The 16,169-nt window shown below is 59.4% G+C and carries 16 protein-coding genes; 8 read left to right on the top strand and 8 right to left on the bottom strand.

Going from position 1 to position 16,169, the window contains the following annotated elements:
* Positions 1-87 precede the first annotated feature (87 nt).
* Entirely contained in the window at positions 88-1,995 is a 1,908-nt protein-coding gene (locus Q7L05_RS02035; RefSeq protein WP_303901216.1) for a TonB-dependent receptor plug domain-containing protein, read from the bottom strand.
* Positions 1,996-2,325: 330 nt separating this feature from the next.
* Positions 2,326-2,931, bottom strand: a complete 606-nt coding sequence (locus Q7L05_RS02040; RefSeq protein ID WP_303901218.1) for a helix-turn-helix domain-containing protein — start codon at positions 2,929-2,931, stop codon at positions 2,326-2,328.
* A 207-nt stretch (positions 2,932-3,138) separates the two neighbouring features.
* Here Q7L05_RS02040 and Q7L05_RS02045 point away from each other — a divergent pair, with 207 nt between their 5' ends.
* Positions 3,139-3,849, top strand: a complete 711-nt coding sequence (locus Q7L05_RS02045; protein ID WP_303901221.1) for a glutamine amidotransferase — start codon at positions 3,139-3,141, stop codon at positions 3,847-3,849.
* Positions 3,843-4,553 carry an MOSC domain-containing protein gene (locus Q7L05_RS02050; protein ID WP_303901223.1) on the top strand — a complete coding sequence of 237 codons (711 nt, stop codon included), beginning with the start codon at positions 3,843-3,845 and terminating at the stop codon, positions 4,551-4,553. Before Q7L05_RS02045 ends, Q7L05_RS02050 begins: the two co-directional genes overlap by 7 nt.
* 31 nt (positions 4,554-4,584) lie before the next feature.
* On the opposite strand, the gene Q7L05_RS02055 is transcribed toward Q7L05_RS02050, so the two are convergent.
* The gene (locus Q7L05_RS02055; protein WP_303901224.1) at positions 4,585-5,250 is read right to left on the bottom strand and encodes a hypothetical protein; all 666 of its coding nucleotides are present in this window, start codon (positions 5,248-5,250) and stop codon (positions 4,585-4,587) included.
* A gap of 284 nt (positions 5,251-5,534) precedes the next feature.
* Between Q7L05_RS02055 and Q7L05_RS02060 the strand changes: the two genes are divergently transcribed.
* The 4 genes from Q7L05_RS02060 to Q7L05_RS02075 all read left to right on the top strand — a co-directional run bounded on the left by Q7L05_RS02060 (position 5,535) and on the right by Q7L05_RS02075 (position 8,376).
* Positions 5,535-5,984, top strand: a complete 450-nt coding sequence (locus Q7L05_RS02060) for a hypothetical protein (RefSeq protein WP_303901226.1) — start codon at positions 5,535-5,537, stop codon at positions 5,982-5,984.
* Positions 5,985-6,090: 106 nt separating this feature from the next.
* The gene (locus Q7L05_RS02065) at positions 6,091-6,366 is read left to right on the top strand and encodes a PepSY domain-containing protein (RefSeq protein ID WP_303901228.1); all 276 of its coding nucleotides are present in this window, start codon (positions 6,091-6,093) and stop codon (positions 6,364-6,366) included.
* A 7-nt stretch (positions 6,367-6,373) separates the two neighbouring features.
* Entirely contained in the window at positions 6,374-7,051 is a 678-nt protein-coding gene (locus tag Q7L05_RS02070; RefSeq protein ID WP_303901230.1) for a response regulator transcription factor, read from the top strand.
* Positions 7,048-8,376: an ATP-binding protein gene (locus tag Q7L05_RS02075; protein WP_303901232.1), complete on the top strand. Its 1,329-nt coding sequence runs from the start codon at positions 7,048-7,050 to the stop codon at positions 8,374-8,376. Before Q7L05_RS02070 ends, Q7L05_RS02075 begins: the two co-directional genes overlap by 4 nt.
* Before the next feature lie 6 nt (positions 8,377-8,382).
* Here Q7L05_RS02075 and Q7L05_RS02080 read toward each other — a convergent pair whose 3' ends face one another.
* The gene (locus Q7L05_RS02080) at positions 8,383-8,811 is read right to left on the bottom strand and encodes a c-type cytochrome (RefSeq protein ID WP_303901234.1); all 429 of its coding nucleotides are present in this window, start codon (positions 8,809-8,811) and stop codon (positions 8,383-8,385) included.
* 478 nt (positions 8,812-9,289) lie between these two features.
* Between Q7L05_RS02080 and Q7L05_RS02085 the strand changes: the two genes are divergently transcribed.
* Positions 9,290-10,084, top strand: coding sequence for a phosphatase PAP2 family protein (locus Q7L05_RS02085; protein ID WP_303901236.1), 795 nt, complete (start codon positions 9,290-9,292; stop codon positions 10,082-10,084).
* A 520-nt stretch (positions 10,085-10,604) separates the two neighbouring features.
* Here Q7L05_RS02085 and Q7L05_RS02090 read toward each other — a convergent pair.
* The 3 genes from Q7L05_RS02090 to Q7L05_RS02100 all read right to left on the bottom strand — a co-directional run bounded on the left by Q7L05_RS02090 (position 10,605) and on the right by Q7L05_RS02100 (position 12,203).
* Positions 10,605-11,117, bottom strand: a complete 513-nt coding sequence (locus tag Q7L05_RS02090; protein WP_303901238.1) for a hemerythrin domain-containing protein — start codon at positions 11,115-11,117, stop codon at positions 10,605-10,607.
* Positions 11,118-11,290: 173 nt separating this feature from the next.
* A complete protein-coding gene (locus tag Q7L05_RS02095; protein ID WP_303901240.1) occupies positions 11,291-11,425 on the bottom strand; it encodes a DUF3096 domain-containing protein in 135 nt (44 codons plus the stop codon).
* Between the two features lie 214 nt (positions 11,426-11,639).
* Positions 11,640-12,203 carry a YfaZ family outer membrane protein gene (locus Q7L05_RS02100; protein WP_303901242.1) on the bottom strand — a complete coding sequence of 188 codons (564 nt, stop codon included), beginning with the start codon at positions 12,201-12,203 and terminating at the stop codon, positions 11,640-11,642.
* Between the two features lie 704 nt (positions 12,204-12,907).
* Here Q7L05_RS02100 and Q7L05_RS02105 point away from each other — a divergent pair.
* Positions 12,908-14,263: a sigma-54-dependent transcriptional regulator gene (locus Q7L05_RS02105; protein ID WP_303901244.1), complete on the top strand. Its 1,356-nt coding sequence runs from the start codon at positions 12,908-12,910 to the stop codon at positions 14,261-14,263.
* A gap of 427 nt (positions 14,264-14,690) precedes the next feature.
* Here Q7L05_RS02105 and Q7L05_RS02110 read toward each other — a convergent pair whose 3' ends face one another.
* The gene (locus Q7L05_RS02110; protein ID WP_303901246.1) at positions 14,691-16,163 is read right to left on the bottom strand and encodes an ethylbenzene dehydrogenase-related protein; all 1,473 of its coding nucleotides are present in this window, start codon (positions 16,161-16,163) and stop codon (positions 14,691-14,693) included.
* Between the last annotated feature and the right edge of the window lie 6 nt (positions 16,164-16,169).

The raw sequence follows: 16,169 nt of genomic DNA on the forward strand, positions 1-16,169 counted from the left end.
ACCCCGTCCCGGGGGGCATACGGCACGGCGGCAGGGAAGCTGCTTCCGCTTTATGCTTTTTCCCGCATCGAACGAATCGTCCAATAATCAGAAGCGGCCACGGTAACCGGCATAGACATACCGTACACCGGGGTCCGACGTCGCGCCATGGGACACCATGTTGTCGGGCACATCACGATCCAGAATATTATCGACACCCATGAAGAGGGTGTGCGATGCCGCAAGCCGATAATCAAGTCGCAGGTCCACAGTCGCAAAATCACTGTAGTAGGGTTCATCGGCGTTATCGCCACTGTGCAGGTAGTCATCGATGTACTTGCCACGCAGCCGCCATATGGCCGCGCCGGTGCGCAGGTTGCCGGTCACTTTCACCGTCCGCTCGGCGCGGCCGGTGAGTGACTCGTGGGTATCGGCATCCTCGGCATCCACATATTCCATGGAACCATCCATCCACCAGAAGGTCGCGGGCCGCACATTCCAGGTCAGTTCCGCGCCGCGGATGCGGGCACTATTAATGTTGGTATAGGACTCGATCCACTCGTCGACCACTTCTCCCCTCGGAGTCGTCGTATAGGTCTTCAACACATCATAACTCTGGATCAGGTCATCGGCATCGGTCTGGTAGAGCGCCAGCTCCACATTGCCTCGCCGGAAACTGCGGGCCACCGCCATCTCGACACTCCGGGAGGTCTCCGCATCCAGGTCCGGATTACCCACCCGGGTCTTTTTCTGCAGCAGCAAATCCGCATAGAGTTCCATCATGGTCGGGGCGCGGAATGCTTCGCCGTAACCGGCACGCAGGGTCCACGGACCGGGACGCCAGGCGAGCGTAACATTGGGGCTGGTAGCGCTGCCGAAGTCGCTATAGTCATCCTGGCGGGCACCCATCGTCAGCCCCACCTCATTGGTCAGCATCCACTGGTCCTGCAGGAAGACACTGTGCACATCCCGCGTCTCTTCGCCGCCGATAGCGGTGGAGTCGAAACTTTCCCCAAGGAAGCCGTAACCCACATTGAAGGTGTGCGCGGCGTGCGGCCAGAAGGTGTACTGGGCCTGCGCTTCATCCTTGGTCGAGGTGGTATCGTCCCAATCGGTTGCGCTCTTTTGCGAGGTGGAATCGGCCACGCCATGGCCCACGTTCAGTGCGGCAATCCCGCTGCCCACCAGCCCATCGTAGCCGGCGGTGAGATGATAGCGCTCCTCGGTCTCTATGCGGGCCAATTCGATGTCTTGCTTGGCGTCATAACCGACCCCCTCGTCATCCTGTTCTGCGTACTCCGCGCCCCAGGTGAGCTCATCGGCATCATTGAGGGCGTAACGGCCGCGATAAGCGAGGTTATTGCGCTCCTCCTCCCGCATATCAGTCTCGATGCTCTCCGGGTCGGTGCGGAAGTCGCCGCGGGAACGACTCTCGAAACTGACGCGGTGCCCGGTGGTGTCGCCACCCCAATTAATGAAACCGCCGGCGATGCCGGTTTCGCGTTGCCCGTCGTCGGTCTGTCCCACGGTGAGATCCATACCCGAGCGGGTACCCTCCTGCGGCTTGGCAGTGATGATGTTGATCACACCCCCCATGGCTTCGGAGCCGTAGAGGGCCGACATTGGCCCGCGTACGATCTCGATACGCTCGATATCCTCCACCTGGATGTTGGTGATCACGCTACCGCTCGCCTTGTCGGTGCGCCGCAGCCCATCCACCAGGATCAGGGTTTGGCCAGAGCTCATGCCCCGCACCGAGATCTGCGTCTCGTTGCCGCGCTCCATCACTTCCACGCCAGTGGCGTATTTCAAAACCTCGGTGACACTGTTGCCGGAATAGGACTCGATCTCCTCACGGTCGATCACCTCTACCGAGGCGTTGACGTCCTCGATGGGTTGCTCGGTGCGGGTCGCTGTTACGACGATACGCGGCACATCCTCGTCAGCCGCAACGGGTGAACCGTAACCGGTCACCAGTAATACCGGTGAAATAAGCAACAGATGCCGACATTTCATGCTCTTCCTCTCCCTTTTTATTTTTCATATTGGTATCCAGGGCATCGCCCGGCCTGCATTTCACCGGACCTTGAAAGGCGCGTCAATTTGTGGCATCTCACCTGTTTCGACCGGTTATTTCGCATAGATCCCGGAAGGAAACACACGTCATCCAAATCTCATCATTTCGGGAAGAAGAAAGGACGGCAGGCTGCCTTGTTGAGCCAAAAGTAAGGGTTCAAACCCTCATGAACCAATGGTGCACCTTCTGACTGTCAGCCATCCACACACCATCTGCTGTGGCAAATGCCTCTCCGGCCCGGCTTGCACAGGTGATGCAATACATCCCGTTCATGCAGGCCCGCAGGTTACGATGAGCACCCGCGCCCGCTTCCGTCCCAGGGAGCACAGACGGTGCGGGATTTCCGCCCTGTACCATGCCGCGTCACCTGCCGACAGGTCGTCGACCCGGTCCGCCATCCACAGGCGGACCCGACCGGAGAGGACATAGAGCAGTTCATCGCCACTGTGTGTCGCCGTCGGTGGCTCATCCCCGTCTACTCCCGAGAGCAGTGGCGGGTGGGTGACGAAAGCCGACAGGCCGGTGCGGCTCCCCTCCGGGCTTCCGGTAAGGAACTCAACGACCGCGGCATCAGTCGCCGAAGAGAGAGGTTGGCTTGAGCCGGCCCGGACAATGCGAAGACCGCTGTCCGATACCGTATCGCCCAGCAGTTCCCCGATTCCCATCCCGAACGCTGCCGCCAGACGCGAGGCGCTGGAGATAGAGGGCTCGCAAAGGCCGCGCTCCAGCTTTGAAAGGTAGCTCTTGGTCAGGCCCGAGAGCTCGGCCAACCGGTCGAGGCTCATCCCGGACGCGCCCCTCAGACCCGCCAGTCGGGCAGCGAGCTGCCCTGCCTCGGGAGTGCTATGGACAAGGTGTTTTGTCTTTGGCTTCATATCCAATCCAGGGCAACCGCCTACTTTGAAGCGAGCGGTGTAAGTCTTTGACAGCAGGTCGTCGGCAGCACGCCGCCAGGGATGGCGGTGTTAGACAGTGCCGGAGCACACTTGTCGAGGGATGCTGCCGTCGAGCGCAGTGTATGACACAACGTGTCCTATAGGATATCATTCTTACATTCCCCACTCGACATGGAGCACGCCGGGATGAACGCATCTTCTGGACCGCCGCAGGTGGCGGTCGTCCGCCACATGGCCTTCGAGGATCCGGGTCTCTTTGCGGAGGTCTTGGCCGCCCGCGGGTTTGCCTCTTTCACCATGGATGCGGGAGTCGACGATCTGGCCGCACTGGAAGAGGCCGATCTCGCCGTGGTGTTGGGCGGCCCCATCGGGGTCAATGAAACCGAACGCTATCCTTTTTTGAAACAGGAGCTGCAGCTGTTAAAGAAGCGCCTGGCCGCGGGGCGTCCGACGCTCGGGGTCTGCCTCGGTGCACAGCTCATCGTCCGTGCACTGGGAGCGCGGGTATATCCCGGCGGCAGCAAGGAGATCGGCTGGGGGAGTGTGCAACTGACGGAAGCGGGAAAGGACTCCTGCCTGGCGGTACTCGAGACACAACCGGTGCTGCACTGGCATGGCGATACCTTTGACTGCCCGGCCGGCGCGCAGCTACTGGCAGGCACCGACACCTATCCCAACCAGGCATTTTCCTATGGCCGCAATGTCCTGGCCCTGCAGTTCCACGCAGAGGCCGACAGCCGCCGCATCGAACAGTGGCTGATCGGGCACACCAACGAGCTCTCCGCAGCCGGCATCGATATCCCGGCGTTACGGGAGGCGAGCCGAACACACGGCGAGGGGCTGCGCAAGACCGGGCGCAGGATGCTCTCGGACTGGCTGGATCAGATCGAATGGTAAACGAAAGTTCCGTACTGCCGTCCGTACGCCTGCTCGGCCTGCGTATCGGCCGCACCGAATCCTTTGGCCCACGGGGTGAGCCAAGCGCCATCCGCAAGCAGCCCGTCCGTGCCCGTATACCGGTCACCCGGCTCGGGCTGGCGGGTGACGAACAGGGGGACCGGCGCCATCACGGTGGACTCGACAAGGCCGTGCATCACTACCCCGCCGAGCACTATGCCACCTGGCAGATGGAGCTTCCCGAGCTGGCTCCGCGCATGGAAACGGGTGGATTTGGCGAGAATCTTTCCACTTCGGGACTGGACGAGCAGAACATCTGTGTGGGTGATATCTTCCGCCTGGGCCATGCCACGCTTCAGGTCTCGCAGGCCAGGCAACCCTGCTGGAAGCTCAACGTCCGCTTCGGCCTGTCAGACATGGCGCGGCGGGTGCAGGATAGCGGGCGCACCGGCTGGTACTACCGGGTACTCGAGAAAGGAGAGGCAGGACCGGACGACAGCCTGGTCCTCATCGAGCGGCTGCACCCCGATTGGACACTCGCGCGGATACTGCGAACGCTTCACCATGACGGTCTCGACCGGGAGGCCCTCGCCTCGCTGGTCGGGCTTGAAGCCCTCGCGCCCGGCTGGCGGGCCCTGGCGAAAAAGCGCCTGAACACCGGCGCGGTCGAAGACGGGTCGCGACGGCTGAATACGCCCACCTGAGCCGTCAGCCGGCGGTGCCAATCAGCGACGACTACTCCTTCAACTCGATCCGCAACTCCCCCTCTTCCACCTCGATCTCCTCCACCCCATCGGCAAAGGCCTGCCAGAATCCGCGCTCCGTGCCGAATTCCTGCACCAGGTCGATGTTCTTCATGTTACCGAGCCAGGCGTTGGGTACGGGCACGCCCCAGACACTGACGCCCTTCAGGATAATCACCGGGCGGTCCCGGGCATAGCGCATCTCCATACCGGCCGTAACCTTGAGGGTTCTCCCGCCAAGAAGGGGGAATTCGGGGTCGAGCGGCACCAGCAACTCGGCGGTGGCGAGGTCGTCGGCCAGATCGATGGCGAGGCGATGGGCAAGATCGGTGTTTCTGGCCAGCAAGCCATTGAGTTCCTTTTCCGTCAGGACAATCTCGCGGCTGGCACCCTCCTCCGAATAGGGTTCGGGGGGGAGCGGGGCCTGGCTGTCGCGGGTGGTGTTCGTGGCGGGGTCGAGGCGTTGAAGCTTCTGCTCCAGGACCCGCTCCTCTTCCTGGTCAAGGGTGACCGGCTGGAATTCGCTGGGGAAGAGTACGGCAACGACCAGCCACAGGGTGATGCCCACCGAGAGCAGCACGGTAAGGAGAACCAGGCCCACAATCCTCCATGTCGAAGTCGTTTTGACCCGGGTGGGTTCCTGGTTGTCGGTGGCCATGATTTTTTCCTCTGGATTCCTCGGTGATTCCATATTGACGACCAACGCGGTTCATCCATGTTCCGGAACACCGAAGGCGCGACCCCTATGGCCGACGCTCAACAAACTGGTCCCCTTTACTGTACCCATCAGCACTGTAATCCGTCCACGGTTTCCGTTCAGCTGCCGTTCAGGCTCCCTCGCATAACCTGAACGTCAACCTGGAAAGAACGACAAGCGTGAGTGCTTTTGTTCTGACAGGGCAACCGGGGCAAACACCCCATAGCCTGAGAAGGAGACTGACCATGAACAACAAGACCTGGATTTCCGCCCTTGCTATCGGCGTCGTTCTCAGTACCTCCCTGGTCCTGCCCGCCACCGCTTCGGCGCGCGAGATGGGCAAAGAGACATCAGCGAAGGTCGTCAAGATCGCCGGGCGCCATGGTGATATGGACCGCGGCCAAGTAGAGCGCCGCAAGGTGGACAGCCGCTGGGCTCCACTGCGCCACACGTCCAAGCATCGTTCCAAACACAACAAACGCGATAACGATTACAGGAGTCACCACCGCAAACACCGCCAGGAGGGCCGGGACCACCGCCAGGTGAAACAACACCGCGGTTACGGTCACACGAAGGGGCACCACAAACATCGTTACGAGCGCCGCGATTACCGTCCGGTGAAACAGCACCGCGATTACCGCCACCGCCGTGACGATGGCGTACGAGTGCATATCGATTACGACTTCCGGTTATAAGTCGTACGGCGCCGGGAGCCTGACTCCCGGCCCATTCGCATCCGCTGGATAAGGCCCGGCCACTACCGTATTCTCATTTCCTGTGTTAAACCCGGTAAACCTTGCGATGAAACGACTCACTGCCGCACTGCTTCTGTTCCTTGCCCTCGGCGCCCATACCTCGCTGGCGGCGCCCAGCGGGTATAACCAGAGCAACCTCACCATGGCCCAGGCCTCGGGCATGGCGCTCGACCAGGCAGCGGCACAGGTGCGCAGGGAGACCGGGGGGCGCATCCTCTCCGCCGAAACGGTGCGCGAGAAGGGCCGCAAGGTCCACCGCATCAAGGTGCTGACCCCGGACCGCAAAGTGCGCATCGTCCGTATCGAGGCCAACGGAAGATAAAACTGCCATGCGCATCCTGGTAATCGAGGACGAGATGACGCTGCTGGAGCAAATCCGTCAGCGGCTGGAGGCAGCTGGCCATGCCGTGGACACCAGCAGCGATGGCAAGGAGGGACTGTTCCTTGCCAGCGAGTACCCGGTGGATCTCGCAGTAGTAGACCTGGGCCTGCCCGGCATGCCGGGGCTGGAGATCATCCGCGCCCTGCGCGCCCGCGGCTACGACCTGCCCATCCTCATTCTCACCGCCCGCGCAAAATGGGAGGAGAAGGTCACCGGCCTGGAGGCCGGGGCCGATGACTACCTCGTCAAACCCTTTCACATGGAAGAGCTGCTGGCACGCGTCAAGGCGCTGCTGCGCCGCGCCACCGGCTCCGGTCGGGACGAACTGGCCTTCGGTCCGCTGCGGCTGGACACCAGCGGCCAGAGTGTCAGCCTCGGTACTGCACCGTTGGAGCTGACCGCCTACGAATACCGCCTGCTGGAGTACCTGGCACGGCACTACGGCAAGGTGATCCCCAAGGCGGAACTGGCCGACTACCTTTACCCCCACGACGATGACCGCGACAGCAATGTGATTGAGGTATTGATCGGCCGGCTGCGACGCAAGATCGACCCGGATAGCCGCACAAAGCCCATTGAAACCCTGCGTGGGCGCGGTTACCGCTTCAACCTGGAACCGGCGTGATCTCCCTCTCGAACCGCGTAAGCCTGAGTGCCGCCGTTGTGCTGGCAGTCTTTATCGCCGCCACCGCCGTGGCGCTGGAGCGCGCCTTCGAGGACAGCGCCCGCTCGGCGACGCGTGAACGGCTTTTGGCACGGCTTTATCTGATCATGGCCGCCACCGAGGTAGACAACGAAGGGAAGTTGCAAATGCCCGAGCGGCTGGGTGAACCGCGCCTCAACCTGCCCGGTTCCGGCCTCTATGCCCGGATCGACCGGACTGAGGGAGAGGTATTGTGGCACTCCGTTTCCGCCCTGGGACTGGAGCTGCCCGCCCCGCCCGCCACAGTGAAGGGCGCCGACCAGTTCTCCCATCGGTCTCGCAATGGTGAAGAGTATTTCCTCGCTACGCTGAATATCGAATGGGAGGCCAAGGTCGGCAGCATACCGTTGACTTTCAGCGTGCTGGAGGACCCTGACGCCTTTAACCAGCAGATGACTCGCTATCGCCACAGCCTTTGGGGCTGGTTGGGGGCAATGGCGTTTCTGCTGTTGCTGGCACTGGCCGGTGCGCTGGTCTGGGGGTTGCGGCCACTGCGTACCGTCGCCGGCGAGGTGCGGGCTATCGAATCGGGGAAACAGCGGAGCCTGCAGCGGGATTACCCAAAGGAGATCCGTCGTCTCACCGACAACATCAACGCCCTGCTCCACCACGAACGGGCGCAGCAATCACGCCACAAAAACGCCTTGGCTGACCTCGCCCACAGCCTCAAGACCCCGCTCGCGGTACTACGCGGCCTGGGCGGAAATGAGCGTTCACCGGTGATCGACGAGCAGATCGCGAGCATGGACAACATCGTCCAGTATCAGCTGCAGCGCGCTGCCACCGCCGGCCGTTCGGCACTGGCGACACCCGTTGCCGTGGCGCCGCTGGCCGAACGGCTGCTGGCCAGTCTCCAGAAGGTCTATCGCGACAAGGCTATCGAGGTGGAAAAACAACTCGATAGCGAGTGTCGCTTTCGCGGTGACGAGGGCGATCTGATGGAGCTGCTGGGAAACCTGCTGGATAACGCCTGGAAGTGGGCCCGGCGAGGGATCTGGCTACGGGTGGATGGAGGTAGCGAGCACGATTCGCTGCTCACCATGACCGTGGAGGATGACGGCCCCGGCATCGACGTAAACCGTGCCGAACAGGTGCTGGCTCGCGGCATGCGCCTGGACGAGGCCACGCCCGGGCATGGCATCGGCCTGCCGATGGTGTGGGATATCGTCGAGGCCTATGAGGGAACACTGGCCATTGAACGCTCCAGCCACGGCGGAGCACGCATCGTGGTCCGGCTGCCGCAGTAGGCAGACTTAGCGTTCCGCTTCCCCTTTCTGCCGCGCCGCGGCGAGCTCCTTGAAAGTCACCGGCCGGGCGTCATTATCCCACGCGGTGCGTGTGTAGTTGATCAAATCGAGCAATTCGCTGTCATTGACACGCCCTATATAGCCGATGGGCGGCATTCTGCCCGAATACACCTGGCGGTCGACTATCAGACCACCGTGATAGCCGAAGATGACCCGACTTAGATAGACCTGTACCTTCTCCGGGTCATCACTATTGACAAGCGGGTGGCCCGCCACAGGTGGAATGATCCCCGGAATGCCCTTGCCATCAGGCTGGTGACATACCGCGCAATGCTCAAAATAGAGCGCTTCGCCCGACTCGTTGGCGGCCATCGCTGCCGTCACCCCCAACAGGAGCCCTAACCCGACCAACCAGGCATGAGCCAATCGTGCCATTTAACATCCCTCGCAAACCTGATTCAGCAGCCATTCTGCATCTACATACTAGCAGAACCAAAGAGAACACCACCCTTGCGCACAGGAGTTGGCGTCACCCGCCATTTAGCGTTGGACTGATCATCTCAAGGTACTGAGTACAAGCCGCAAAGGTGGATGGGAAGGAGATTCTTGAACGGATAGCGCGGTACAAAAATGATAACGGCTCTCGATAGCGAATGTCGCTTTCGCGGTGACGAGGGCCAGGGCAACCGCATACTTTGAAGCGAGCGGTGTAAGTCCTTGATAGCAGGTCGTCGGCAGCAGGGATGCTGCCGTCGAGCGTACACGGATGTATTTACAGCGTACCTGCTATCAAGGACTTATATCGCTCGCCGACATCAAAAGTGAGTATGCGTTTACCCTGTGACGAGGGCGATCTGATGGAGTCACTTTTCATGTTAGTCTTTCCGACTTTGTCGCCAACATGCAAACCATAATGCCAAATCACAGGCGATCTGTTCAGATTATTCTCTTCTGTTTTGCCCTGGCTGCTCTGCTGCTCGGCAACGGCTGTGCCATGGCTCCTGGCCGCGATGACACCGTAACGGCTAATGGCCCGCCCAACCAGTCCAACCCTTTCTTGCGCGCCGCAAAATCGGCCTTTTACGATTACGGCACTTGGCCGCTGCTGCTCGGTGCGGCCCTTTTCGGTGTCAGCGATTACGATACCGAGGTTGCCGACTACGCAATGGAACACAGGCCGCTATTCTCGACCAATGACAGTGCGGAACGAACCACCGACACGTTGAGGCGTCTTAGTTACGTCTTCACCTACGGTACCGCACTGGCCGTCGACGAGGGATGGAGAAATAAGGGCGAAAGGGTGTTGACGGAGAGTACGGCGCTTTTCACAACACGCCTTGTCACGAAGCAAATGAACCTGCAGGTCGACCGCGAATATCCAAATGGAAGCGGCAATGATTCCTTTGGCTCTCACCATGCTGCAAGCCCCTTCGCCGCCGCAGCACTTACGCGCAGGAACATCACCAATATCGATATGCCACGCTGGTCGGCAATCAGCATTAACGCCAGCGCCTATACCGCTGCCACCGTCAGTGCCTGGGGGCGTATCGAGATGGGACTCCACTATCCATCCGATCAGCTGGCCAGCGCAGCCGTCGGCAATTTCGTCGCCATCTTCTTCCACGATGCCTTTCTCTCGCAGAAGACAATGGTCGATCTCTCATTGCTGCCCGGTGGGGGTTATCTCGCTCTGCACGTCCCCTTTTAGCCTGCTGAGCAAGTTTGTTGGTACAGACAAAAAGATCATGCCGACAGGTTCATTCTCACCAGTAATCCATGTCAGTCAGGCCGTTATTGCCGCCGCATCCATGTCCGCCGCTTCCGTGCATGTACCGGACTTTGAAGATATTGGCGCCGGTAGAGGACTGCACCTCCAAATCATCCCGCCATCACCGCAGCAACCGGAACAGCGCCAGTTACGGCACTACGCCTGGTGCACAAAGAAAAAACGGGATTAATGTCGGCCATTTTTTGGCGTACTACGGTCTGGCGGGTCTCTTCGCCAAAGATTCGATGTAACTGCTCGCCCGGGTGATCGCGCACGGCCCAGGAAGTCCGTCATCCCCTGTCACCTCCGCGTAGGCGGGGGTGACAGGGAATGACGGAGGGGGTGAGTAGCTACGATTCAATTCGCCTGCTCGCCTACGCGAGAGGCACAAACAGTGCGCCGCCTTGAACTCCGATAATCGGCCATCGAGATGTCTGCTAACGATTCCAGGCGGATCGCTTCAATAGGTAGGGAGGTAGAGCGGGTAGAGGGTTGCCTCCTCCCGTTCGATCCGATCCACCAGCACCTTGCCGATTGCCTCGAAGTCTCGGATGAAAGCCGTGGCAATGTCGATATCGACACCGATGGTCTCGTACTTTTTGAGAAAGTTCATTACGTCTTTTCCGATGCCGTCCATTTCCCGGCGGAAACCATGGATCAGGTCGGAATTGGTGTCATCACCGGCGAGTTGGCGGTCGAGGTAGATATAGAGCCGGACGTTTTCAGTCAATAGATGGCCCTGCAATACGGCGCGAAACTCGTTCAGGCGCGCCGATACGGTCTCATAATCGCCAGCATCAAACGCCTCCTTGATCGCAGTGTAGATCCTCAACAGTTTCTGATGGTCCTGCTCGAGACTGTTTACCAGCGCCGGATCGTAACGGATCTGGGTTCCGGGTGCCGGTGCATACTCCTGCCTACCAGCTAAGGTGGTGTCATTGTCTTTCGCTTTTCCTTTAAACAGGCCAAACATCGGACCTTCTCCTTATATTTTCCCTTCGAGAGATAAATGTTATACACCCTTATTAATCAACGATGCAAAATCCCTCGCGATGGTTCCCATCGGCGAAGGTATGGCAGGACACGCCGGCAGATACATTCTTGGCCTTCAAGATATAACAATAGCGTGACGAATCCTGCAGGCTCTTAGCGGATCAGCCCAATCAGCCCGACGGCAATCAGGTAGGCTGCGACGACGAATCTGAACAGGCGCGGGACAACCAGACTGAGGATGCCAGCGACAAGCGCCAAAACGGGAAGAAGCTGAAGGTGAATGGTCATGAAGCATTTTCCTTGTTATCAGTGTGCCGAACCATATGCCCGCTGAGGTCGACCTCGGCGGCAGCGCATTACAGTACACCACGTATCCCTCCACGTTTGCCGTGAAGATCCTCTCGAAATTGCGCTCCTGAATGTAGTTAGGAGGCGCAACACTCCCTCATGGACACCCATTTCATGAGCACCAGGCGGCTCGGGCCTCGGCCGCGCAAGCACGTCAGAAAAAGAATTGCATGCCGATGTGGGAATGACTGTCCAGCTCATAGTCGAACGAGTTTTCGAGACGAATTTCGACATGTCGGTATCCGGCGTAGACAAACGCGTGGGGGAGCAGCTGGTAATCGACACGAAGCGCGTACTCGTGCATCCGTTCACCATCCATGAAGGTGGTGATATCCGGTGCGTACCAGATGTCGGCGCCGAGCCCGACACGCGTGAGGGGCGAGAAGCGCATCCTGCCACCGAATGCGAATGCCCCCGCCTCGTGGGAATCCATGTCGGCCAGGATCAGCCGGGAGCCCAGTCCGATACGAAAAGTCTGATGGCCATTCCGGCTCTGACCGGAGACCAGAAAGCCTGCATGCGCGAGGAGGTCGGAGTTCTCCGAGTTCTCTGTATAGAGAACGCCGAGTTCCCCATCCATTCCCCGAGCCTCGTCTCCAATAGGCGAGCCATAGACCACTCGAACAGCATCGTCATGGAAGTTGAGATCTAGCGAGTCGGCGTATGTCGCTGTACCTGCCAACAGTAGCAGCATGGCGGTGAGGGCTATTTTTATCATGATTGCATTTGTTTCTGGTTAAAAAATGTGAGCGGAAATAGTACCGGTAAACTGCGAAAATTTCCCGGACTCACTGCCTGTATGTGGTCATTTTTTGACAGGCGCCTTCCAAATTCTGCACTCTTGCAGGGGAGCTTCGAAGCGCGCTTCCCTCCTCCCATCCCCATGGCGGGTCGGCATAGCCTTCCGCGATTAGCCTTCGTTGCCTGGATCAGCTAGCGGCAAGTGCCAATCACCCCTCATGATCAATGGGTTGCCGCGTCAGGATAAGTAACTCACAAGAACGCTTTCCGTACCGTACAGATTGTTGGCGCCTTTATTGCTTCCAGATTGATCCAGGAGCCTGTCCGAGAATAGCGGCCGTCACAGGGCGAGACGGATTGAGTTAGATTTCGGTCATTTGAGGCGAATACGACTGCATGGATGCAGTCGTCAGAGCGACGCATGCCGCCATGGATGGCGGTAGTAGAGAAGGTCTGGAACCTATTCTCGAGGATGCCCAAGCCGACGAGTGCAGGGAAGCACTCGGTAGAGCGAAGCAGGATGCCCGAGCCGAGTAGGTCGGCCTATTCGCGGACAGGCTCCTAGGCCAAGCCTGAAACAAACGAAAGTTGAACACACCGCCCACGCGAGAGGCAGCGCATGGTCTCATGCTCGGATCCCAGGTATCGAGCCAATTCATTGGAGGGGGCAGAGTGAGTAATATGAAACAGCGGATCCTGGTGATTGACGATAACATCGAACTGATCTATGCCCTGCGGCGTACTCTGGAGCAGGAGGGCTATCTTGTCAGCACCATCACCGAGCCCACAGCCAGCATTGAACCGGAAGTAGAGGCCACCGACCTGCTGATTGTGGATATCAACCTGGGAAAGGCCTCAGGGCTGGACATGCTAATCTCCCTGCGAGAGCAGGGCTATGAACAACCCGTCATCATCATCACTGCACATGCCACGCCCCACAACGTTATTACCGCCACCCGCCACGGTGCCATCGATGTACTGCAGAAGCCGTTCGAAGTGGAACAGCTGGTCGATGCGGTGAAACGTTCCTTTCCGTCCAGCGAAGGCAACAGCCTCAATCTGGCGGTGGATGGTCAGCCGGTAATCGGTACCTCAGCCAGCATGCTGAAAGTGTGCAAGACCGCCGGACTGGCCTCGTCGAACAACCTGAATGTTCTGTTAACCGGTGAAACCGGCGTCGGCAAAGAAGTGATCGCCAAGGCCATCCACCAGTATTCGGACCGGGCCAAGCAGCGCATGGTGGCCATCAACTGCAGCGCTATCCCCGAGTCCCTGCTGGAGGCAGAGCTTTTCGGGTATGCCCGTGGTGCCTTCACCGGCGCGGCGCGGGAGACACCGGGCAAGATCGAGGCGGCAGAAGGAGGCACCCTGTTTCTCGACGAAATCGGCGACATTCCGCCACCCTTTCAGGCTAAACTGCTGCGCTTTCTCGAGGACCAAACCTTCTACCGCCTCGGTGAGACACGCCTGAAGCAGGCCGATGTGCGGGTGGTCTGCGCGACCAATCGCAACCTGGACGAAATGGTGTTGAATGGCAGTTTCCGCGATGATCTCTATTTTCGCCTGTCGCAACTGACCATCGCTATTCCGCCGGTACGTGAGCGAAAAGAAGATATCAAACCGCTGATCGAGCTCTTCATCCACCAGGCCAATAGCGAACTGGGCTGCCGCGTACATCGCATCGATGCTGAAGTGCTCAAAGCCGCACAGGTTCACCACTGGCCGGGCAACATCCGGGAGTTGAAGAACGTCGTATTTCGCGCTGCCCTCAGCGCCAGCAACGGCGTATTGAGCACCCTGCCCTACAACAGTGCCCAGCAGGCCAGTGCCAATGCCGGCATCAAGGAGTGCGTAGACCGCTATCTGGAAAAAGAGGGCACCGGGTCGGCAACGGAACTCGCACGGATCTTTGAAGCTGCCCTGCTGAGTGCCCTGGCCAGAGATCTCAACGGCAACAAGACCTACATGTGCGAAGCGCTCAACATCTCCCGCAATACCCTCAAGGTGCGCCTCAAGGAGCATGGTCTGGATTTCTGACAGCCAGGAACAATCTCCAGCAGAGCCTGCACTATTCACTACAAGACGTTAACCACAGAGGGCACCGGGAAGACAAAGTAAAAAACCTTTCGTTTTCTCTGTCCCTCCGTGTCCCTGTGGCTATTGGGTATATCCATCACATCACTGCACGGCACGCCCCATCTCCAACCGACAGTAACACGCAGCTGTAGGTCGGCCTTCAGCCATCCAGAATCAGCCACTGAAAGCACAACGATTACCGGGATAGAGGGGCACGACTTACGCAATCCTCCCTCAGTGTTCTCTGTGTCCCTCTGTGGTGGTCTTTTGTCTGTTGCATAAAAAAACCCGCCAGAGCGGCGGGTCAAAAATGGTACAGGGAGGATAATGAAATAATGATTGTAAGCTGCCGGAAGAGGGAGGGGACACCCTCCCTCTCACGCAGCCTTTAGTTTAGCTTGGCCTCGATATCGGCCCCGCTGCCTTCCATGCCCAGAGTGACGGGGAAGGTCACGTGGTGCCAGCGATGGACGGTGTTTTCCTGATGGGCGGCGAATGCGAAGCTGTAGCTCTCTGCACCAGGATTCAAAACATGATCATCAGGGTTGCCAGTGTCGCGGGCACGTTCGAAGATCACGGTCCAGGTGCCGTCCTCCCATGCACTATAGGCATTGACGTCGGTTCGGCTGTTGTCTTGCGGCGTCAGTATGCGGCGCGGGATGATGTCGCCTTCGTTGACCTCTGCGGCATCGAACGCCACGGCATTCGCGTTGGGACCTTCGAGGACCAGTGTCGGGGCGTTTTGCTCCAGGGCCTCCCACAGATCGTCGGAGATGGCACTGACGTTCGTTTCACCCTCATAGTCCGGGGCGTGCTCCGCAATGAAGTCGGCCATCCAGGCAGGATCGTACATCCACTCCAGTTCGCCTGTAACTTCATCAGGGTCTTGCGTAGCGTAAAAATTGCTCCCGTCGTCGTTGGCTCGACTATCCATGACGTAACCATCGGTGACCGTGTTGATGATCGCCGAGCGGGCGCCGCGGAAGTGCCACATATCCGGGAAGCTGGCCGTAGTGCCGGCCAGTACATCAGCATTGCTCTCGCTGGAGGTGTCGTAGGTACCATTGGCGGACGTGCCACTCAGCAAGTACTTTGCGGTAGCCGGCTCATCCACAGGCCATTCGGGCATGTCGTCCATGTCTTCATGGCAAGTGGCGAAGCAGCCGGCTTCATGGAACGAGGCGCCCACGGAAACATCCTGGGACGCGGGCATGAACATGGCGGCAAAACGGTCCTCGGCACTGAAACGTTCGCCGGCCGCCTCATCGGGCTCATTTCCCGGCTCGTTGTAGACCGAGACCTTATTCCAGGCTGCGCCGTCGTACCTCCAGATGTCATGGGTGATACCGGGGCGCTCCGTCTCCCAGGAGGCCTTGAGATAGAAGTTATCCGCATCGTAGGCCGCCTGCACCGTAATGGGGACCGTTTCCTTCGACGGGGTCAGCTCCTCCTCGTCACGCTCGGCACCCACCTGCGAGGGGTTGTTGGCATTGGTATCATGACAATCACCACATGAACCAAATCCTGCAAATGCGCCGGCCCCTGTGTGGGTGTCGGAATCAGCCAGGTACTCGTAGCTCGCCTGCGCGGGACGAAAGGCGGTGATGGTTTCGACCTCACCCCAGGTCACGGTGGGGGCGCCCGCCATGAAGTCGACCTTGAAGCTGCTCTCGACAACCGGATCGTCAACCGGGTCGTCAACCGGATCCGCAATCGTGTCATCGGAACTCCCGGATGACAGACAGCCTGCGGTGAGGAATGTAGACGCGATCAGTGCGGCCAGCAGCGGCAGCCGCCGCTGAAAGTTGAAGGTTTCGGTTTCAGGCCCCTGTTCGTAGTCGGGTTTTTTATTGACCATCATGTTGTC

The organism is Thiohalomonas denitrificans (assembly GCF_016841685.1).
Taxonomy (GTDB): domain Bacteria; phylum Pseudomonadota; class Gammaproteobacteria; order Thiohalomonadales; family Thiohalomonadaceae; genus Thiohalomonas; species Thiohalomonas denitrificans_A.